Raw genomic sequence first — 19464 nt, forward strand, 5'->3', positions numbered from 1 at the left:
TCTCATCAGACTTGGTCGATGCACGCGCGATAGAGCTGTAAGTATTGTTCGCGCACCGAGCTTTCAGAAAACTCATGTTCGATTTGCTGGTAACCTGCGGTGGCCAGTTGTTGTCGTTTATCAGGATCTTGCAGTAACTCTAGCAGTGCTTGTTGTAACTCGTGCGCGGTGTTATCGAGTGACACGATCAGGCCTGTTTTGTCATGCTCAATGAGTTCGTTAGCGCCGTCATTTGCGGTTGAAATCACCGCTTTCCCTGCTGCCCATGCTTCCAAAATAACATTGCCCAGTGGTTCGTGGCGGGACGGGCAGACAAACAATTCTGCGCGTTGAAACCAAGGCCAGATATTGGTTTGCCAGCCCGGCATGAGCAGTCGCTGTTCGAGCCCTAAATTTGCCACTTGATCGACTAACGCTTGGCGACCTTTACCATCACCAAGAAGCACTAATTTGAGGGTTTTGCCATTGATTGTTTCTGGCAAACTGGCAAACGCATTAATCAGGCTATCGAAGCCTTTCTTTGGCACTTGCCGACCTAAACCTAAGATCACCAAATCATTGGCGGCAAGTTGTTGCATTGCCTCAGGTGGCGCAACCTTTTCACCCGTGCGTTGTTGTTGGCCAACGAAATTGGGAATGTAGTGGCAACGCGATGGCGGTAACCGATGGTCAATCAGGTACTGACGAATTTGCTGGGTGTTAGCGACCCAGCAGTCGGCGTGCTGGTAACCGTTCAGCTTGTAGTAGCCGCCGAGGCGAGCAATCAATTTGCAGCTTGAACCTTTGGGGATTCGGGTAAGGCGAGTTGCCCGGCCCATGTAGGTTTGCACCACGTCGGGTTTGATGGTTTTAATGATTTGCTGAATTTGATGGCGAGAGAATGGGCAGAACACACTTCTGAGGGAGACCGGATGAACGGTGACCGGTGTGTCTTTGAGCGCATTAAACACGCCACTGTTGGGTCGACAGATCACATCGACAGGGTGACCGGCATTAGTTAGCGATGTCACCAAGCGGATAAAAAAGCTCTCTGCGCCACCTAATTTTTTACTGCCAATAATGTGTAGCGAGTGAACTGGCCGAGCTTCCATGTGGGTCAGATACCAATATTTTCGATGTCATTAAACTGATCGGCACCATACATCAACGATGACAACGAGGGCAAATGACTTTTAATCAAGGCTGTTGATACCCTGGTTTGTCGTGGTATTGCTCTGGCTTGCACTCGAGCGCGAGCAATTGTTGCTTTCGTAATATTCCACCTGCGTAGCCGGTTAACTGACCACTGCTGGCAACAACGCGGTGGCAGGGAATGACTATTGCGATTGGGTTTCGACCGTTGGCAGCGCCAACGGCGCGCACGGCCTTGCGGTTGCCCACTAGTGTCGCTTGCTCGGTGTAGCTGCGAGTGTTGCCGTAAGGTATTGCCAGTAGAGCTTGCCATACCGATTGTTGAAATGGTGTGCCGGTTGGCGCTATTGGCAAGCTAAAGGCGTGTCGAGTGGTTGCAAAGTAGTCGTTGAGTTGTTGTTGGGTTTCGCGCAACATTGGGTGATTGGCTGCGGGAGCCGCCGCTGATAGGTCGCCACGAAATGAGTCTTCGAATTCAAGCCGAATCAATGGTGAGTGCGGCAATACTGGGTCAACCACAGCAATCATATCGCCCAAGCGAGTGGCAAATTGATGATAGAGAAACTGACTCACAATCGGCTCCAAAGTTGAAACGTAGCGTAACTTCCCCACGGACTGAGTTGTTCGGGAATAAGCTCGAGTTGTTGCGCTTTTAGTGCATTTTTAACGCCCAAATCGGAATTGAGGTAAATGTTAGGCTCCGATAATCCTCGAAGTTTGGCGTAATTCACGGTCCATGGCCCAATTCCCTTGAGTGCCAGCCAATCATCCGGCGAGCAATCTGGTTCTGTCAGAAAATACTGTGCCAGCCGCTTAAGGCATTGACGGCGACTCTCGGGCATTTTCAGGAACATCAGATCCGATGCGGCGATCGCCTTCGGCGTAGGGAAGCAACGAGCCAGTTGTGGTTCATTTGCGAGTGTTGCATTCAAGGGCTGGCCCAACTCAGTAACAACTTGCTGGACCAAGTTACGCGCCGCTTTGACCGACACCTGTTGACCTAAAATTGCTCTGACGCCAGCCTCAAACAAGTTCCAAATACCGGGCAAACGTACACCTGCGATAAATCCGGTTGCTAACCCAGTTTGTTGCAGGTGGTGATCGATGACACTACTGTTGGCATCGAGGTCGAATAAGCGGCGAACGTGCTGAATTAATGCTGGTAATACAGAGAGAGCATCAATCTCAACGGTAAGCGCTAAAGCATGTTTGCTGGCGTGGTGACAGACCTCGAACCAACCGGTTTGACCATCAATGGTAAAGGTTCGGCGATAACTGTGCTCGTCCACATGCTCTAAACCATCGATCGCGCGAGCACGGTAAAAAGCTAGCATCCGCGGCCAATCAAACGGAGGCCGATAGCTGAGTAATAGCGTTGGATTAGCGACTGTACTCGATTGCTGCTGACGGCGAATTTGATTGGGTTGTAAACGCAAGGTTTTGACAAAGGCATCGTTGAAGCGCCTTAAGCTGCTAAAGCCGCTAGCTAGGGCAACGTGGACCATAGGTAATTGAGTTTCGTGCAACAATTGCTTGGCCAGTAGTAATCGTCGGTGACTATCGTATTGCTTTGGTGACATGCCTATAAAACGCTGAAACAACTGACGTAAATGGCGATCAGTCACGCCAAGTCGTTCGCTTAGTTGAGAGAGGTTTTGGCGTTGCAATGCGCCTTGATCCATTAGTTCAACTGCTCGTTTCACGGTTGTTTCAACACCGCGCCATGCCCACGAATTGGGAGCTGCGTCAGGGCGGCAGCGCAAACAGGGGCGGTAACCTAACTGCATCGCTTGGGTCGCATGGACCAGATAACTAACGTTGGATTCCTTAGGTGGGGTTGCCGGACAGATGGGTCGACAAAAGATGCCGGTGGTTTTCACCGCAACAAAAAACTGACCATCAAAGCGGGCATCACGAGCCAGCCGAGCAGTACGGCATTGCTCGGGCGATAAAGTTGGTTCAGTCAACGACATGATGATTCACCGTGTTTGTCTACATAGGCTAAATGGTAACGGTTTTTATGAGCAATACTCGCCATTTTCGGAACTGAAGCAACGACTTTGATTGGCAAGACTGCAACCGTCCGCACACTAAAAATCATCATTCAATTGCAATGACAATAATCTAATAAGGCTTGAGACTCGTTTCGATTCGGGTGTATATTGACCACCGCTTTGTCGGAGTGCCCAGAGTCTGAGCTTGATCAGACCCGTTGGCTGAGATTGCAAAGCTTATTGCCACAGGCAGTAAGCCGCGCAGAATCCGAGAACCTGATCAGGCTAACACCTGCGGAGGAAACAAGGCCGGCTTCGCCCGAATGCGATCTGTGGAACAGTCGTATGCAAGCGAAAACCACCTCGAATCTAGCGATTCGCCTCTGAACAGTGCTCTCATTTCAGCCACTTCTCGACATTGCCGCATCAATCGAATCAATGCATTGAACGGAGAGCCAAATGTCGACTTCAAACCGCCGCGAATTGCGTCAACAAGCGCAGCAATTCTTAGATAATTTAAAAGCCCAGCCGTATCCAAATTCCACCCGTGTTTACGTTGCCGGAGAACAAACAGGCGTCAAGGTGGCGATGCGTGAGATTAGCCTCAGCCCAACACTAGTGGGCGGCACCGAAGATGATCCGCAGTTTGAAGATAATGCGCCGGTGCGCGTGTATGACACGTCCGGCAGCTACTCCGATCCAGAAGCAGCCATTGATGTGCGCCAAGGCCTGCCAAAGCTTCGCGCCGCATGGATTGCCGAGCGCGGAGACACCGAAACGCTCGATTCAGTGACCTCGCAATATGCCCAGCAACGCTTGGCTGACGATGGCCTCGATCATATCCGCTTCGAACACTTACCTAAGCCTCGAATTGCTAAACAAGGTAAGTGCGTGACCCAAATGCACTACGCTCGGCAAGGCATTATTACCCCTGAAATGGAATACATCGCCATTCGCGAGAATATGGCGCGAGCGCAGCACAATGACAAAATTCAGCACGCCGGTGAGTCCTTTGGCGCTGATTTAAAAGAGCAAATCACGCCCGAGTTTGTCCGCCAAGAAGTCGCGCGCGGCCGTGCCATTATCCCAGCCAACATCAACCACCCTGAATCAGAGCCGATGATTATCGGTCGTAACTTCCTCGTCAAAGTGAACGCCAATATTGGTAACTCGGCAGTCACTTCATCGATTGAAGAAGAAGTTGAAAAGCTGGTGTGGTCGACCCGCTGGGGCGCTGATACCGTGATGGATTTATCGACTGGCCGCTACATCCACGAGACTCGTGAGTGGATTGTTCGTAACTCGCCAGTGCCAATCGGCACCGTGCCAATTTATCAGGCGCTGGAAAAAGTAAACGGCGTGGCTGAGAACCTGAACTGGGAGATCTTCCGCGATACCTTGATTGAGCAGTGTGAACAGGGCGTTGATTACTTCACCATCCACGCGGGTGTGTTGCTGGCCTACGTGCCAATGACGGCGAAGCGCTTAACCGGTATTGTCTCTCGTGGTGGTTCGATCATGGCCAAGTGGTGCTTGTCGCACCATACCGAGAGCTTCCTCTACACCAACTTCCGCGAAATCTGTGAAATTTGCGCCAAGTACGATGTGTCGCTGAGCTTAGGTGATGGGTTACGTCCGGGCTCGATTCAGGATGCTAACGATGAAGCTCAGTTAAGTGAGCTTTATACCTTAGGTGAGCTGACCAAAATCGCATGGGAATATGATGTGCAGGTGATCATCGAAGGCCCAGGTCATGTGCCAATGCAGTTGATCAAAGAGAACATGGACAAGCAGTTAGAAGCGTGTCACGAAGCGCCATTCTACACCTTGGGCCCGTTGACCACGGATATTGCCCCAGGTTACGACCACTTTACCTCTGGTATTGGCGCGGCCCAAATTGGCTGGTATGGCTGTGCCATGCTCTGCTACGTGACACCAAAAGAACACCTTGGCTTGCCGAATAAAGAAGACGTAAAAGAGGGTTTGATTACCTACAAGATTGCCGCTCACGCTGCTGATTTGGCCAAGGGCCATCCGGGCGCGCAAGTGCGCGACAATGCGCTATCAAAAGCGCGCTTTGAATTTCGTTGGGAAGACCAGTTCAACTTGTCGCTTGATCCAGAACGCGCGCGCTCTTATCACGATGAAACGATTCCACAGCAATCGGGCAAGGTCGCTCACTTCTGCTCAATGTGTGGGCCGAAGTTCTGCTCAATGAAGATCACTCAAGAAGTGCGTGATTTTGCAGCGAAACGAGAAGCTATTGCGGTGAAATTAGTCGATATGGACGGTAACACCGAAGTTGCAGAAGCCGGTATGAAGCAAATGGCCGATGCCTTTAACGAAACTGGCGGCAAGCTGTATTCGTTGGAACATTCGGACAAAGAGCCAGTAGAGGTGGGTTAGATAGCAGAAGACTATTGATCACACCGAAACGCCGTGAATCCCTCCTTGGAGGCTTAGCGACAGCATCCATGCTGTCGATATTCGGCTTAGATCAATAGCCTTCCGCTATTTGCAGCGAGCTTGAATGTTGCGACGAAATTGAAAGGCAGGACTGATAGCGCTTTGTGAAAGCTTCTGCTGGAAGGGTGCAGCAGTAGAGCCATCAGGGATGATTTCTTGGCGTCTTGAAGCAAAGCCCTGTTAGTTCTGGCTTGAGCAGGGGAATGGTCGTTGAAAAATTCAGCTGTGGCGCATTTCATAGCTGAAGATTATTTGCAGAGAACTTGAACGTTGCGAAGAGGTTGAAAGGCAGGACTAATCGCGCTTTGAGAAAGCTTCTGCTGCATGGATGCAGCAGCAGAGCCATCAGGGATGATTTCAAGGCGTCTTGAAGCAAAGCGCTATTAGTTCTGGCTTGAGTAGGGCAATGGTCGTTGAAAAATTCTGTTGCATGGATGCAACAGCAGAGCCATCAGGGATGATTTTACGGCGTCTTGATGCAAAGCGCTGTTAGTCCTGACCTGAGCCGGGCAATGGTCGTTTAGCCAGATAGCTAGACACCAAATAGATATATAACGACATAAGGTAAACAAAACTGATGAGCTGGCTTCCACATACCGTCATTCAACCCTATCAGGTGCTTACGCCAAAGCGAGCTATTGTCTGGGCGATTGGCGGCTCCGATAGCAGTGGTGGCGCTGGTATCCAAGCTGATATTCAAGCAATTAACGGCTTACGTGATAAGGATGCACTGGGTAACCAAACGGTTGCACAAGCCTGCACCATAGTCACCACGGTCACCGCGCAGAATTCGGAGTCAGTTTCTGATTTGATGGCATTGCCCATCGACTTGCTGGAACAGCAATGGCTGCAGTTGCTCGCCGATATGCCGCCTGCGGTGATCAAAATATCCTTGCTGGCCAACCCTCAGCAGGTTGAATGGCTGGCCGAGCAGTTGGCCAACTGGCCTGCGGGTTTGCCAAGGCCGTTGGTGATTTACGACCCGGTGGCTATCGCCAGTACCGGTGATGCACTGACAGCCGAGCCAATCCTCGATGCAGTCAAACAGCAGCTACTGCGCCACGTTGACGTGCTGACACCGAATGCCCAAGAAGTATTGGCCATTACCGGTATCGCGCTGCTGTCCAGTCATGATTTACAGCGAGCATTCGAGGTGTTTCGTCAGCATGGCGTCAAAACCGTTTTGTTCAAAGGCGGTCATACCGGCTTGCTCATGGACGTACCGATTTCCGATGACCACGTCATTGACGCTTGGACCAATGGCGACTGCTGGCGGTATTGCGCTAGCCCTCAGCTGACAACCGAGCATGGTCATGGCACTGGCTGTAGCTTTGCATCTGCGCTGGCGAGCGGTTTGGCTCAAGGTTATGCCTTAGAAGATGCCTTTGCCATCGCTCATGCTTATGTTCAGCAAGGCCTCAAAGCCGCCGTTGGCCAAGGCAAAGGGCCCGGCCCTGTGGCTCATCTTGGCTGGCCGAAGCGCTGGCAAGACTTTCCACAAACGGCCAATGACTTGGCTGAATTGGACGCGGAGCGGCAAGCCTGTGCGCCCTGTGAGCTTCGACTCGGCTTGTATCCGGTAGTGCCGACTGTCGAATGGCTCGAGCGTTTATTGAAGTGCGGCATTAAAACCATTCAGCTGCGCGCCAAAGACCTGCCGGAAGATCAGGCTGAACCTTTGGTCAAACAGGCGGTATTACTGGGGCAGCAATACCAAGCTCGGGTATTTATTAACGACTACTGGCAGCTGGCCCTGAAGCACAACGCTTATGGCGTTCATTTAGGGCAAGAAGATGTCACCGATGCTGATGTCGAAAAAATAGCCAGATCAGGCGTCAGGCTTGGCCTCTCGACCCATGGCTACTTTGAAATGTTGCGCGCAGCAGCGCTGCAGCCAAGCTACTTGGCAATCGGTCATATTTTTGCCACCACAACCAAAGATATGCCGTCCACTCCACAAGGGGTGCTAAAGCTATCGCAGCAAGCGTCATTACTGGCTTCGCGCGATATAGCTGGCGTTGAAAAAATGCCGACTGTGGCCATTGGCGGTATCGATTTTGAGCGTGCTCAGCAGGTAGTAACCACGGATATTGGCAGTATCGCCGTGGTCAGAGCCTTTACCGAGGCTGACAACGTCGAATTAGCCGCTGAACAATGGCTGAAATTGGTTGGCGCTGGCGATGAGTTGGGCGCTTTGCATCAGTCAATGATGCTACAAGAAACACAATCACAAGGAGGTTAACAATGAAGGTTGAAGTTAATGGCGAGCCGGTTGAGCTATCTGCGCAGGCAACGCTAATGCAACTGCTCGATGTGTTGCAGCAAGATTTGTCCGGCGTGGCCATCGCCGTCAATCAAACCATTGTGCCACAACATGACTGGGACGATTACTTACTGCAAGATCGCGACAATATTGCGATTTTTCGAGCCATCGCTGGCGGCTAAGCCGCTTGTCTCAAAACTAATGACGGTCACTCACCATGTTAAAAATTGCCGATAAAACCTTTCATAGTCGCTTGTTCAGTGGCACGGGCAAGTTTGCCGATCCGAGTTTGATGACAGAGGCGATTCTGGCCAGTGGCACTGAGTTAGTGACCATGGCAATGAAGCGGGTAGATTTGAATCGCGCCGATGACGACATTCTCCGCCCGTTGATCAATGCCGGTGTTAACTTGCTGCCGAATACTTCCGGTGCTGGCACGGCTGAAGAAGCCGTGTTTGCCGCCAAATTAGCGCGTGAGGCGCTGGGTACCCATTGGATCAAGCTCGAAATCCATCCAGATCCCAAGTATTTGCTACCCGATCCGATCGAGACGCTGAAGGCCGCTGAAGCGTTGGTGAAAGACGGCTTTGTGGTGTTGCCATACATCCATGCTGATCCTGTCCTTTGTAAGCGGTTGGAGCAAGTGGGTTGCCAAGCAGTGATGCCACTCGGTGCACCAATTGGCTCCAATAAAGGGCTTAAAACTCGTGATTTTCTGGAGATCATCATTGAACAGGCCAATGTGCCAGTCATCGTTGATGCCGGCATTGGCGCGCCATCCCATGCCGCACAAGCAATGGAGTTGGGCGCAGATGCGGTGTTAGCAAACACCGCGATTGCGGTATCACCTAGTCCGGTGGCAATGGCCGAAGCATTCAAGCAAGCAGTTCGCGCCGGACGAATGGCCTATGAAGCAGGCTTGGGCGGCGTCAGTCAGGCGGCGGTGGCATCGAGCCCGCTCACTGCATTTTTAGACGAGCCGGTTTGCTAGTCGACGTGCCCACAGTTGTGACAGCAACCGAATTTGAGCGAGAGGTTTGGCCGAGTTGAATAAGCAAGCAGAGAGTTTCCAGCAGGTATTGGATAATCAGGATTGGGATCATGTCCGGTTGAGCATCGGTGCCAAAACAGCCGTTGATGTTGAGCGAGCCTTATCGCGCTCAACTGGCAATCAGCGCTTGAATCTCGATGACTTTATGGCGCTGATCTCGCCCGCTGCCGAGCCTTATCTGGAAGCGATGGCGCAACGCTCTCTGGCCCTGACTCAGCAGCGTTTTGGTAAAACCATTCAGCTCTATGTGCCGCTGTATCTGTCGAATTTGTGCTCCAATATTTGCACCTACTGCGGTTTTTCGATGCACAATGCCATTCGTCGCAAGACACTCGACATGGCTGAGCTTGATGCTGAAGTGGCGGCGATTAAAGCGCTTGGCTTCGACCATATTTTACTGGTTACCGGCGAATCTGAACGCAAGGTCGGTATGGACTATTTTCGCCAAGCGATACCGCGAATTCGGCGTCACTTTTCTCACCTGTCCATGGAAGTTCAGCCGTTATCCGCCGAAGACTATGCCGAACTCAAAGCGCTCGGGGTTGATGCGGTATTGGTGTATCAAGAAACCTATTCGCGCCGGACTTACGCCGAGCATCACTTAAAAGGTCAAAAAAGTGATTTTGATTGGCGCTTGGCAACGCCAGAGCGACTCGGCCAGGTGGGCATGAATAAAATCGGTATTGGTGCGTTAATTGGTCTTGAAGATTGGCGAACGGACTGCTTTATGGTGGCATCTCACCTGAATTTCTTACAAAAGCGCTACTGGCAAAGCCGCTTTTCGATTTCCTTTCCGCGCCTTCGCCCTTGCACCGGCGGCTTAGAGCCCAAATCAGTGATGACCGATCGCCAGTTGGTGCAACTCATTTGCGCCTATCGTTTGTTTAATCCGGAGCTTGAGTTGTCGTTGTCGACGCGCGAATCGGCCACTTTCAGAGACCAAGTGCTGCCACTTGGCATCACCACCATGAGCGCGTATTCTCAAACTCAACCCGGCGGTTATGCCAATGCGGAACCTGCTCTGGAACAGTTTTCCATTAGCGATGATCGCCACCCACAAGCGGTTGCTGAGGCGATTCGCCAGCGCGGCTACCAACCAGTTTGGACCGATTGGCAATCGGCCTACGGACGCCAAATGGTGTAGTGCCGCTTGTCGCATCAAACAATACAAGGACCCCTATGCTGACCGATCATCAAACCCTGAGATACAGCCGTCACCTGTTGTTACAGCAAGTGGGCGAGGGTGGTCAGTTGCAATTGCAACAAGCGAAAGTGTTGCTGATCGGCTTGGGCGGGCTGGGCAGCCCAGCGGCGTTATACCTGGCAGCCGCTGGCATCGGTGAGTTGCATCTGGTCGATCACGATCAGGTCGAAATAAGTAATTTGCAACGCCAGATTCTCTACCGCGAATCCGATGTTGGTGAAGATAAAGTTGAAGCGGCGGAACGTCAGCTCAGCGACTTGAACGACGACATTGAGCTGGTTATTCACGCTGAAAAAGTCACGGCAAGTAATGCGCTGACGCTCGTTCAGGGGATGGATGTGGTGCTCGATTGCACCGACAATTTTGCCGTCCGCCATGCCATTAACGCAGCCTGTAAACAGGCGGCTGTGCCTTTGGTGTCAGGCGCGGCCATTCGCTTAGAAGGGCAACTCAGTGTATTTGATTTTCGTGATGCGCAGTCGCCGTGTTACGCCTGCCTGTGCTCGCCAACCGGTCAGGAGCCCAAGTTAAATTGCGCCAATTCGGGCGTGTTGGGGCCGGTGCTGGGGGTGATCGCCAGCTTGCAAGCGCTCGCCGCGATCAAATTGATCCTTGGCTTACCTGTGGTCAAAGGGCAGTTACAGCTATTCGATGCCCTTCATGGCGACTGGCAACAGTTTGCCATCGCTCGCTCATCCCAGTGCCCAGTGTGCGCGGATCACTGAGTTATCATTTCGTAGACCTTGGCCTGCATTCATAAACAATTACAAATTGTCGATGGGATTACCTAAATCCTGTGGCTTAGACTGAACAGATATTCCTTATTAACAGGCTCTAATCTAACCATCAGTTCGCTGAGTTAGAGGACTACTCATGTTCCAGCGCTTTAGCAAAGAAGCTAAATCACTCGTCATTTTTACCATCGTTACTATTGGTTATGGCTGCTATCAGTTGCTCAATGCTGCGTTCCAGCTCAATTGGACCCATTTGCCAGAAGCGGGTGGCTGGCTCGTGCTTGCCGCGCTTGTGGTGGCGACCGCTTTTAGTGCATTCGCTATGATTGACAAAAAATCACTGGCATTTTGGGGGGTTGCGGTTTTTTGGCTGTTACAAGCCTGTTATATCCATAGCTCAGTGTTGACGTTGGATCTGGGCGAGTCACCTATGGTTGGTTTCGGCCTCGATATAGCGGAAAACCAATTTACGATTCGGGTTATGCCGCTGGTGATGTGTATTGCCACTATCGGCCTATTTATTCGTTACAAATCTGCTCGTTACTGCATTCAATGAGTTGGGTGCTGACAAAGTTGCTTAACCGGAGAGTCTGATGGCCACGCATACTCAAGACATATTGCAAGCCTGGTATCCTCACCGCGATCGCCATCAATGGGTGTTGGGCACTGTCGTTGCAACCCTTGGATCGAGTTATCGAAAGGCCGGCGCACTACTGCTTATCAACGATATGGCTCAGCTGTTTGGTTTGATCAGTGGCGGCTGCCTGGAAGCTGACTTGATGCGGCGCAGCAAGCGTGTCATGGCCACCGGCGTGGCCGAGTTAGTCAGTTACGATAGCCGTGATGAAGATGATGTCGCGTTCCAACTGGGGCTGGGCTGCGGTGGCAAAATCGATATTCTGCTGCAACCTGTGACTGCCGAAAATCACTACTTGCAGTTGGACCAAATCTACCAGTCGCTGAGCGCGCACCAGCCAATGGTGTATTGCTCGCCGATCACTCCTTCAGAGTTGACAGCAGCTGGCAATCAAGCCTGTTTGGTTGCGCCTACGTTAGCGCAATTGCCGTTTGCTATTGAGCTAGGCGATAAAGCGACGGTGGTCACTTACCGCGGTCAACAATGGTTGTGCCGTTGGATTCGACCCCAGCCTCATTTGGCGGTATTTGGCGGCGGTTTGGATGCTCAGCCGCTAGTGGCGATGGCAGCAAATTTGGGGTGGCAGGTGTCGGTGATTGACCCGCGACCCAGCTATGGCCGAAGCGTCGATTTCCCCGCAGCAAGTCGTTTGGTTAATTGCTCCGCTGCCGGTCTTGAACAACAGCCATGGCTTGAGTCGGTGGATGCTGTGGTGATCATGCACCATCACATTGATCTCGATGTCGAGGCGATTCAACTCTGGCACAACAAGCCGCTGAGTTATTGGGCAGTGCTTGGTCCTGAACATCGAAAACAACGCTTATTTGATACCGCAGGCCTTCAACCTGAGCAGTGCCTGCAGCCGTTAGCCGGTCCTGCTGGATTGTCGCTGGGCGGCGAGTTGCCGGAAGGCGTGGCGCTATCGATACTGGCTGAATGTCACGCCGCCTTGCATGGTGCTTCGGCGCGATCGATTAGCGGCATATTGAATGACACCGCTGGTATCACGTCATGACCCTTAACGCCGCTATCTTAGCTGCTGGACAAAGCCAACGCTTTGGTGAGGCCAACAAGCTGTTAGCACCGCTGGGCGATTGTTGTGTATTGCAGCATTCGGTTGGCGCTGTACTCTCGCTGTTGCCTGAGCAGCAAGTGCAGTTGGTTGTTGGTCATCAGGCTGCAGCGCTCGCTGCGCTGTATCCAACACTGCACCATTGCCACAATTCGAGTTATCAACAAGGGCTCGCCAGCTCACTACATTGCGCGGTTCAACAGGCCGAAGAGTCGCAACATTGCCAAGCATTACTGGTGGTGCTGGCCGATCAGGTATTACTGAAGGCGGATGATTTCGCCCGTTTAATCAGAGCTTGGCGCCAGCAACCGGATTGCATCATCTGCGCCGACTATGGCCAGCGGCGCGGCGTACCTGCGATTTTTCCGCGAGCAGTGTGGCCGCAATTGCATGAACTGCAAGGCGATCAGGGAGCCAAAGCGCTATTGCGATCGAATGATGTTGTGGCAATCGCCATGGCCAATGCGGCGTTCGATATCGATACGCCCGAGGATCTGAAACAGGCCCAGAGTTTGTTACTAGCCCAGCAGTAGCCAAATGCCAACGCCGATCATCAAGCTGCCAGCGATGCGGTTCATGGTTCGGACGTTACTTGGCTTTAATAACAGGTGGCGCAGGGTCTTGCCGCCGCTGGCATAGAGCAACATGCAAATGGCTTCAAATAGCAAAATGATCGCCAACAAAATCAGTAGCTGCGGCGCCAATGGTTGCGATTCATTGATGAACGGTGGCAGTAAGGCAATATCAAACGCCCATCCTTTGGGGTTGGCGACGGCCGTTACAAAGCCCTGCATGGCGAGGCTTTTAGCGCTGATTTGAGGCGTGATATCGAGTTGCTCGGGAATAGCTAGTTTGCCGCGAGAGCGCCACATTTGGAGGCCGATCCAAGCTAGGTAAGCGGCGCCTAGCGTTTTCATGATGATGAATGCTTGCGGGTATTTGAGCACCACTGCGGCAACGCCAATGACGGCGCTGGTGGCGACGACAGCAACCCCCAATAATTCGCCCAGCATCATCCAGCCAGTGCGTTTGACGCCAATGGTCATACCCAATGTCAGGGCCAGCGTCATGCACATACCCGGCGTCAGCGAGACAAAGAAGAAGGTTGGGATGAAGATGGCAAGAGCGCTGGCATCAATCATGATTATCGGACTACCCAGTGGCGAAGGGTGCGCAGCTTATCATTTCACGCGGAAAAATGAGAAGGCTGTGATCGGCCAATGATTTATCACGTACGCTGAAACTGCTCAGGGAGCAGCATCAAAGAGGAAATTATGACAGATATCTATGGCATTGAGGCAACCACCAACAGCGGTGAGACCATCAGCATGGGCCAGTATAGAGGCCAAGTGCTGTTGATCGTCAATACTGCCAGTGCATGTGGCTTTACCCCTCAATACGAAGGCTTACAACAGCTCTACGAGCAGTATGGCGAGCAAGGCTTTAAAGTGTTGGCCTTTCCCTGCAACCAGTTTGGCAAGCAAGAATCAGGAAGTGACAGCGACATCAAGCAGTTCTGCGATTTGAATTTTAAAGTCAGCTTTCCATTATTCGCCAAAACTGAGGTCAATGGTGCTGGTGCTCATCCGCTTTATCAGTATTTAACGGATGAGAAACGCGGTTTGCTGGGCAGCAAAGCGATTAAGTGGAATTTCACCAAGTTTTTGGTCGATCGCAATGGTAAGGTGGTGAAACGCTACGCGCCCACCACCAAACCGGCCGAGTTAACGGCCGATATTGAAGCCTTGCTGTAACGCCGGCCAATAATGCGTCTCGGCGTTAGTCGTTTTTTAGCAACGGCAGCCAGAGCTTACGAAGCTTAGCCAGCTTCGGCGGAATGACTGCATTGCAATACACCTGCTGAGGGTTACGGGCAAAGTAGTCCTGGTGATAATTCTCAGCAGGGTAGTAGTTATTAATTTCAGTTACTTCAGTAACGATAGCGTTATCGAAGTCAGCACTGTGTTGGTCGATATAGGCCAGCGCTTGTTGCTGTTGCTCAGCACTGTGATAAAACACCGCAGAGCGATACTGGGTGCCAATATCATTGCCTTGGCGATTCAGCGTTGTTGGATCGTGGCTCGTGAAAAACACATTGAGTAAATCGGGATAACTGATTTGCGATTCATCAAACTCGATTTGAATCACTTCAGCATGACCGGTCTCGCCTGAGCAGACTTGCTCGTAGGTCGGATTTTCGGTGGTGCCACCAGCGTAGCCTGAGGTCAGGCTGTGAACGCCACGCAATCGTTTAAAGACAGCCTCGACACACCAAAAGCAGCCGCCGGCAAAAGTAGCAGTTTGCATTGTTACTCCAGAACGCGCGAGTGTTGGCGCGCCCAATTATCGGTGATTAGAAAAGAAGTGGCATGGCCCGCACTACTGAATTAACGTCGCTCCTGACAGTCATTCAGTTCTTGGGTGATGCTTTGTAGCTTACGTAGGTGCTCAAGCAAACGTTCATGGCTTGGGTCATTTTGCGGCACACTGTTCACAATATCTTCAGCTTGCGCACATAATTGATTCAAATCTTTGCTTAAATCTAGTAGTTCCGTCACTGTCATGGCTGTGATTCTCAAATCGTTATGTCGCTGTAATGAACGGAAATTAGCAGCTACAGTCCAGTAACGTCAATTTTCAAACCGCATTCTTTTTATAAACAAGTTGCACGGAGGCCGGTGTTGACCACATTAACCAATCACGATGCCGAGACGGCACATAGTAAGCACTCGACGAGCCTGTACGAATTCATGATGATGATGTTGTCGATTGTCTCGGTTGTGTTGGCCGTACTGCTGCTGATCAAAGACATGGATCCCGGCATTTATCGTTTGCTTCGAGTGTTCGACTTAATTGTCTGTGGCGTGTTCTTTATTGCGTTTTGGACTGGTTTCTGGCGCTCCGATCATAAGTGGCAGTACGCTAAATCCCATTGGTACGATTTAGTGGCATCCATTCCGTTCAGTGAGTCGTTGCGTTTATTGCGGGTCGTTCAGGTCTATCGTGTGGCAAAAATGCTGTACTTGACCAAAGGCCGGTTTGATTTCCACTTTGTCTCGCGGCTGGGCAATACCATTGCGGGGTTATTGTTACTGGAACTGCTGATTATCTTTGGCGGTTCATTTTTGGTGTTCTATTTGGAAACCGGATTGGCGCAGTCGCCGATTAATGAGCCCGAAGAAGCGATATGGTGGGCGCTGGTTACCGTGTCGACCGTCGGCTATGGCGATTTTTATCCAGTGACGGATATTGGCCGGTTGGCAGCCAGTGTGTTGATTGTGATTGGCGTTGGCAACTATGCCTTGTTGTCGGGGTATTTTGCTCAGCAATTCTTGGGGCGCGATGAAGAAAAAGAAGCGATTAAAGACGCGGTACGAGAAACCCACATTGAAGTGAAAATATTGCGCAACGAACTCAGAGCGCTGCGCAAGCAGCTCTCTGAGTTGACTGATAAAGAGAAGTAACGGCGGCTGCGTCAGACCGCAGTGAACTGGTTGTGAATGGCGTCGTAGTGATAGCCAATCATAGATAACCGTTGTTGCAGGCCGCCTGCATCAATGTCGTAGCAATCTGCCAAATCATCGACGCTTGAGCATTCGTGACGGAGCTTCATATTAATGATGCCGAGCAACATGCTAGGATCCATGGCATTGTAATTAGACAGGTCCATGATGGTCTCCTCTTTGTAGGGAACCTATTAATGCTAGCCACTGTTGGTTACTTTTGCATAAAAAATAACCAGCTCAATCGAACGTGATGTGATCGAGGTAATATCAAAGCCAGCCATGCTCAATACCAAAGCAGGGAAACGTCAGATTGCGGCCTATCGCTACCGCAACGCCCGATACATATTATTTGAACGGTGCCAAGGCGAAGTGGCACGCTTTGCCCGCTATTTGCAGCAAACCCACAGCTATGCTTCGGCTTATATCTCAGAGACGCCAACCAAGCGCATTGGCGATAAAGTGGCGCGGATTATTGAGAAAACCTTCGATTTGGAACCTGGCTGGCTCGATAGCGATCGCAGCCAACGCTGGGATCAGCGCTTGCGAGACGCCATCGGTGGTGCCGTTCACCCGCTTGATCAGGAAGTCCAGCAGTCGGCTGAAGTCGATCACGAGCGCTGGCTGAATCAACTCACCGTGCTGCCAGATGCTGGCCCGCAGTTAATTCAAACGGGGCTCGCTTGTCAGCAACGGCTGAGCCAAATTCAACAACAGATCGAGCAATTGAATCGTTTGCAGCGGGCAATAGTCAGCAAATCAACGCAACTCTACGAGCGCGATCTGGAGGTGCAACTGATTGCTCAGGGTTATGTGGTGCAGACGCCATCGCAAGAGCAAGGCGCAGTGTTTCGAATTTGGCATGGCGATCCGGCCATCAAACTGTGCTTACAGCTACGAATTTCTCTGGTGTTTGAGCCGGTATTTCAAATGACGCCATTACCGCCGGCGGTGCGGGAAATCGTTGCGATTCCTTTTGTCGAGCCGCACTCGCAGCAAGCGTCATACGTGTTTATGGCGGCGGATGCGAGAAGCAGCCGATTTGATGCCAGCCGACTACATTGGATTGATGGCGCTTTATGGTTACTCGGTCTTGATGGCAACAAACAGCGGGACATGACTTCGGCACTTCGGCTCGACCCGCTATTCAACATGTAACGACGATTCGTAGAGGCTAAGTGCCCGTCAGGTAAATCGCGGCGCGTCGTAGTTGTTCGGCTCGTCGCTGTAAACCGTGACATTCCAAGCTTCTGCTAGGCCGCCCTCATCGAGACATTGTTGCTGGAAAAACTGCTGAATGGCCGAGCGCTGACAATGAGCAGCAAAGGCATCGTGATTGGCCCAGATTTCGTTGAACACGATGGGGAAATCGGTACTGCCATCGGCAAATTCACTACTGGTCACTTGTGTCACCAGATATTGCAAACAGCCATCTTCTCGCTGTGTATCCGGCTCTAGCGATTGCAGTACTTTGAACAAGGCGTCGTGTTGGCCGGGTTTGGCTCGAAACTGAGCTAAGCAGTAAATTTTTGATGACATGATTTCTCTCTATTGGCATTGCCGTGTTGCTTTGCCTGATCTGTGTATGAAAAGAGTGCCGGTTAAAGGCGGAGGTCGCCTTATTGTTCCAAGCAATCGGTGATGGTGTCAAAACAGACCCTCGTCATTGCTTGTCGGACGACAACTAGCATTTGAATAGTAACGTATTGATGATATATTTCAGTGGCAGGATTTGTTCCGCCGAATTCAAACCGCTAACATGCTGAATAGCTCAAGTATCTAAGGGCCAATCATGCCTGAAGCTGTCACCAAACAGCCACAACATTCTGTATTGAAAAAAGCAGCAATCATTGCCTTGCTGGTGCTGTTTTGGATCCCCATTGACGGCCTGACTCTGCTGTCGCTGCACTCTCTAGAGCGAGTGTTGTGGAGCGCCGAAATGGGCTACATGTTTGCCCTTTGCTTGTATTTTGGTTGGCGCGGAGCGTTATTGTGTTTGGCGGCCAGCATCCTCAGTAGCGCGTTCTGGCTAAATATTGATACTGGACCAGTGTCGACTTTAATGGCGAGCTTGCCGGTCGAAAGCTCAGTGCTCACTGCCATTACTAGCGTGACGGTGATCTTTGCCGTCACCCATGTTTATCACCGATTTTACGGCGAAATTAATCAACGACGTACTCATGTGCAAGTGGTTCCGGCATTTGCGGCCGCGTTGCTCGCTTCGTTTTTAGTGGCCTACATCAACCTCACGGGCATTGCCTATTTCTACGATTTACAGCTGAAAACACTCGGCCTGTCGCCATCGATGCTGGCGATGGCGTTTTTCTCAGGGATTGTGAGTTTGTCTGCTCTGTTTTGCTTGTTGTTTGATTGGCTTAAATTGGCGGGCAAACTCAACTGGCCAGTTAAACTGGTGCTTTCGCGCCAATCTAGGCCAAGAAATGGCAGTAACTATTTATTATTGCTGGGGGGCTCTACTGGCACTGTAATCGTGCTGTTTTACCTTGGCAATCAGTTTCAAAATGACGTTTGGCATATGCTGGCGGGATTGGTGATTATTGCTTCGGTGATGCATATCTCCGTTCGTTTTTCTGAGCTTCAGACCGCTGCAGCGGGTGCTTTTCTGGTCAGCATCTTAGCTGCTATGGAACATTCAGTTCTAGGTAACTCGGTTAACGATTCAATTGAAATCTTTCTGCCGTTGCTGGCTATTACGGTTTATGCCCAGCGGCTTATCCCGCAGATGCTGCTGGAACAAGGGCGATTGCGGCGCAAAGCAGAATCTGATCCGTTAACTCATTTGCTGAACCGGCGCGGGTTTACCGCTGCGGCCAATATTGAGCTGGAACGTGCCAATCGTTATCGGCGGCCATTGTCGTTACTGATACTGGATATTGACCACTTCAAGCAAGTCAATGATAACCATGGTCACCACAGTGGCGACTTAGTGCTAAAACTGATGTCGCGCAGTTTAATGCGAGGGTTGCGATCAGAGGCGATTGCGGGGCGCTGGGGTGGCGAGGAATTTGTGGCGATATTGCCTGAGTGTGATACCGCAGCAGCCATGATTTGTGCGGAGCGGGTCCGGCAGCTAATTGCTGGCGAAAAAGCGCATTTTGCAACGGGTACTGTGGTGGTGACCGCTAGCGTTGGGATCGCCCAAATGGCGGTTGATGAGCCGCTCGAACAGCTTATTGAACGTGCGGATAAGGCGCTCTACGAGGCCAAAGGGCAAGGTCGAGATCGAGCCGTTATTGCATCGTCTTAGGCTTTTCACTGACCTAAAAAGCGAACAAAAAAAGGCCCCAGCAACGAGCTGAGGCCAAACGCGTTAACGTAGGGGGAGAATTCACAAAACCAGTTGAACCAGAGATTAAGCAGTTGCTGAAAGCACCATATCCATCGAGAT

The 19464-nt window shown here is 51.4% G+C and carries 21 protein-coding genes; 13 read left to right on the forward strand and 8 right to left on the reverse strand.

The genetic code is table 11. From position 1 onward, the window contains the following. Positions 1-5 precede the first annotated feature (5 nt). From IC617_RS18170 to IC617_RS18180, 3 genes are all read right to left on the reverse strand, one after another. Positions 6-1091 (reverse strand): glycosyltransferase, encoded by a 1086-nt coding sequence (locus IC617_RS18170; RefSeq protein WP_191146412.1) that lies wholly within the window; start codon positions 1089-1091, stop codon positions 6-8. Positions 1092-1176: 85 nt separating this feature from the next. Further along, positions 1177-1704 (reverse strand): methylated-DNA--[protein]-cysteine S-methyltransferase, encoded by a 528-nt coding sequence (locus IC617_RS19005; protein WP_369410434.1) that lies wholly within the window; start codon positions 1702-1704, stop codon positions 1177-1179. After that, positions 1701-3104, reverse strand: a complete 1404-nt coding sequence (locus tag IC617_RS18180) for a DNA-3-methyladenine glycosylase 2 family protein (RefSeq protein WP_191146413.1) — start codon at positions 3102-3104, stop codon at positions 1701-1703. The genes IC617_RS19005 and IC617_RS18180 overlap by 4 nt, the downstream gene beginning before the upstream one ends. A 480-nt stretch (positions 3105-3584) precedes the next feature. Between IC617_RS18180 and thiC the strand changes: the two genes are divergently transcribed. The 9 genes from thiC to IC617_RS18225 all read left to right on the forward strand — a co-directional run bounded on the left by thiC (position 3585) and on the right by IC617_RS18225 (position 13085). Further along, complete coding sequence (thiC, locus tag IC617_RS18185; protein ID WP_191146414.1) at positions 3585-5531, forward strand: phosphomethylpyrimidine synthase ThiC; 1947 nt, start codon at positions 3585-3587, stop codon at positions 5529-5531. A 637-nt stretch (positions 5532-6168) separates the two neighbouring features. After that, positions 6169-7833 (forward strand): thiamine phosphate synthase, encoded by a 1665-nt coding sequence (gene thiE, locus IC617_RS18190; RefSeq protein WP_191146415.1) that lies wholly within the window; start codon positions 6169-6171, stop codon positions 7831-7833. Positions 7834-7835: 2 nt separating this feature from the next. Continuing rightward, positions 7836-8036, forward strand: a complete 201-nt coding sequence (gene thiS / locus IC617_RS18195; RefSeq protein WP_191146416.1) for a sulfur carrier protein ThiS — start codon at positions 7836-7838, stop codon at positions 8034-8036. A 35-nt stretch (positions 8037-8071) separates the two neighbouring features. Continuing rightward, positions 8072-8845: a thiazole synthase gene (locus IC617_RS18200; RefSeq protein ID WP_191146417.1), complete on the forward strand. Its 774-nt coding sequence runs from the start codon at positions 8072-8074 to the stop codon at positions 8843-8845. A 46-nt stretch (positions 8846-8891) separates the two neighbouring features. Further along, a complete protein-coding gene (gene thiH / locus IC617_RS18205; protein WP_439651284.1) occupies positions 8892-10049 on the forward strand; it encodes a 2-iminoacetate synthase ThiH in 1158 nt (385 codons plus the stop codon). Positions 10050-10084: 35 nt separating this feature from the next. Beyond that, a complete protein-coding gene (locus tag IC617_RS18210; protein WP_191146418.1) occupies positions 10085-10834 on the forward strand; it encodes a HesA/MoeB/ThiF family protein in 750 nt (249 codons plus the stop codon). 148 nt (positions 10835-10982) lie between these two features. Beyond that, a complete protein-coding gene (locus tag IC617_RS18215; protein ID WP_191146419.1) occupies positions 10983-11399 on the forward strand; it encodes a hypothetical protein in 417 nt (138 codons plus the stop codon). Between the two features lie 37 nt (positions 11400-11436). Then, positions 11437-12495 carry an XdhC family protein gene (locus IC617_RS18220; RefSeq protein ID WP_191146420.1) on the forward strand — a complete coding sequence of 353 codons (1059 nt, stop codon included), beginning with the start codon at positions 11437-11439 and terminating at the stop codon, positions 12493-12495. Further along, positions 12492-13085 (forward strand): nucleotidyltransferase family protein, encoded by a 594-nt coding sequence (locus tag IC617_RS18225; RefSeq protein WP_191146421.1) that lies wholly within the window; start codon positions 12492-12494, stop codon positions 13083-13085. Before IC617_RS18220 ends, IC617_RS18225 begins: the two co-directional genes overlap by 4 nt. Here the strand turns inward: IC617_RS18225 and IC617_RS18230 are convergent. Continuing rightward, a complete protein-coding gene (locus IC617_RS18230) occupies positions 13071-13694 on the reverse strand; it encodes a LysE family translocator (protein WP_191146422.1) in 624 nt (207 codons plus the stop codon). The genes IC617_RS18225 and IC617_RS18230 overlap by 15 nt on opposite strands. Before the next feature lie 132 nt (positions 13695-13826). On the opposite strand from IC617_RS18230, the gene IC617_RS18235 reads away from it, so the two are divergent. After that, positions 13827-14306, forward strand: a complete 480-nt coding sequence (locus tag IC617_RS18235; protein ID WP_191146423.1) for a glutathione peroxidase — start codon at positions 13827-13829, stop codon at positions 14304-14306. Positions 14307-14331: 25 nt separating this feature from the next. On the opposite strand, the gene msrA is transcribed toward IC617_RS18235, so the two are convergent. Further along, entirely contained in the window at positions 14332-14859 is a 528-nt protein-coding gene (gene msrA / locus IC617_RS18240) for a peptide-methionine (S)-S-oxide reductase MsrA (protein WP_191146424.1), read from the reverse strand. 80 nt (positions 14860-14939) lie between these two features. Continuing rightward, complete coding sequence (locus IC617_RS18245) at positions 14940-15116, reverse strand: hypothetical protein (RefSeq protein WP_191146425.1); 177 nt, start codon at positions 15114-15116, stop codon at positions 14940-14942. Positions 15117-15230: 114 nt separating this feature from the next. On the opposite strand from IC617_RS18245, the gene IC617_RS18250 reads away from it, so the two are divergent. After that, positions 15231-16016, forward strand: a complete 786-nt coding sequence (locus IC617_RS18250) for a potassium channel family protein (RefSeq protein WP_191146426.1) — start codon at positions 15231-15233, stop codon at positions 16014-16016. An 11-nt stretch (positions 16017-16027) separates the two neighbouring features. On the opposite strand, the gene IC617_RS18255 is transcribed toward IC617_RS18250, so the two are convergent. After that, on the reverse strand, positions 16028-16222 hold the full coding sequence (locus tag IC617_RS18255; protein WP_191146427.1) for a DUF4250 domain-containing protein: 195 nt from the start codon (positions 16220-16222) through the stop codon (positions 16028-16030). Positions 16223-16310: 88 nt separating this feature from the next. Here IC617_RS18255 and IC617_RS18260 point away from each other — a divergent pair, with 88 nt between their 5' ends. Continuing rightward, positions 16311-17213, forward strand: coding sequence for a hypothetical protein (locus IC617_RS18260; RefSeq protein ID WP_191146428.1), 903 nt, complete (start codon positions 16311-16313; stop codon positions 17211-17213). Positions 17214-17240: 27 nt separating this feature from the next. On the opposite strand, the gene IC617_RS18265 is transcribed toward IC617_RS18260, so the two are convergent. Then, a complete protein-coding gene (locus IC617_RS18265) occupies positions 17241-17594 on the reverse strand; it encodes a putative quinol monooxygenase (RefSeq protein ID WP_191146429.1) in 354 nt (117 codons plus the stop codon). Positions 17595-17847: 253 nt separating this feature from the next. On the opposite strand from IC617_RS18265, the gene IC617_RS18270 reads away from it, so the two are divergent. Further along, positions 17848-19323, forward strand: a complete 1476-nt coding sequence (locus tag IC617_RS18270) for a GGDEF domain-containing protein (RefSeq protein WP_191146430.1) — start codon at positions 17848-17850, stop codon at positions 19321-19323. The last annotated feature ends 141 nt before the right edge of the window (positions 19324-19464 follow it).

Source organism: Neiella litorisoli, assembly GCF_014773395.1.
In the GTDB taxonomy this organism is placed as follows: domain Bacteria; phylum Pseudomonadota; class Gammaproteobacteria; order Enterobacterales; family Neiellaceae; genus Neiella; species Neiella litorisoli.

What these genes read in the sequence shown, in the direction of transcription:
- IC617_RS18170 (WP_191146412.1), bottom strand. Translation starts at nt 1,091, where the DNA reads ATGGAAGCTCGGCCAGTTCACTCGCTACACATTATTGGCAGTAAAAAA.
- IC617_RS18180 (WP_191146413.1), bottom strand. Translation starts at nt 3,104, where the DNA reads ATGTCGTTGACTGAACCAACTTTATCGCCCGAGCAATGCCGTACTGCT.
- thiC (WP_191146414.1), top strand. Translation starts at nt 3,585, where the DNA reads ATGTCGACTTCAAACCGCCGCGAATTGCGTCAACAAGCGCAGCAATTC.
- thiE (WP_191146415.1), top strand. Translation starts at nt 6,169, where the DNA reads ATGAGCTGGCTTCCACATACCGTCATTCAACCCTATCAGGTGCTTACG.
- thiS (WP_191146416.1), top strand. Translation starts at nt 7,836, where the DNA reads ATGAAGGTTGAAGTTAATGGCGAGCCGGTTGAGCTATCTGCGCAGGCA.
- IC617_RS18200 (WP_191146417.1), top strand. Translation starts at nt 8,072, where the DNA reads ATGTTAAAAATTGCCGATAAAACCTTTCATAGTCGCTTGTTCAGTGGC.
- IC617_RS18210 (WP_191146418.1), top strand. Translation starts at nt 10,085, where the DNA reads ATGCTGACCGATCATCAAACCCTGAGATACAGCCGTCACCTGTTGTTA.
- IC617_RS18215 (WP_191146419.1), top strand. Translation starts at nt 10,983, where the DNA reads ATGTTCCAGCGCTTTAGCAAAGAAGCTAAATCACTCGTCATTTTTACC.
- IC617_RS18220 (WP_191146420.1), top strand. Translation starts at nt 11,437, where the DNA reads ATGGCCACGCATACTCAAGACATATTGCAAGCCTGGTATCCTCACCGC.
- IC617_RS18225 (WP_191146421.1), top strand. Translation starts at nt 12,492, where the DNA reads ATGACCCTTAACGCCGCTATCTTAGCTGCTGGACAAAGCCAACGCTTT.
- IC617_RS18230 (WP_191146422.1), bottom strand. Translation starts at nt 13,694, where the DNA reads ATGATTGATGCCAGCGCTCTTGCCATCTTCATCCCAACCTTCTTCTTT.
- IC617_RS18235 (WP_191146423.1), top strand. Translation starts at nt 13,827, where the DNA reads ATGACAGATATCTATGGCATTGAGGCAACCACCAACAGCGGTGAGACC.
- msrA (WP_191146424.1), bottom strand. Translation starts at nt 14,859, where the DNA reads ATGCAAACTGCTACTTTTGCCGGCGGCTGCTTTTGGTGTGTCGAGGCT.
- IC617_RS18245 (WP_191146425.1), bottom strand. Translation starts at nt 15,116, where the DNA reads ATGACAGTGACGGAACTACTAGATTTAAGCAAAGATTTGAATCAATTA.
- IC617_RS18255 (WP_191146427.1), bottom strand. Translation starts at nt 16,222, where the DNA reads ATGGACCTGTCTAATTACAATGCCATGGATCCTAGCATGTTGCTCGGC.
- IC617_RS18265 (WP_191146429.1), bottom strand. Translation starts at nt 17,594, where the DNA reads ATGTCATCAAAAATTTACTGCTTAGCTCAGTTTCGAGCCAAACCCGGC.
- IC617_RS18270 (WP_191146430.1), top strand. Translation starts at nt 17,848, where the DNA reads ATGCCTGAAGCTGTCACCAAACAGCCACAACATTCTGTATTGAAAAAA.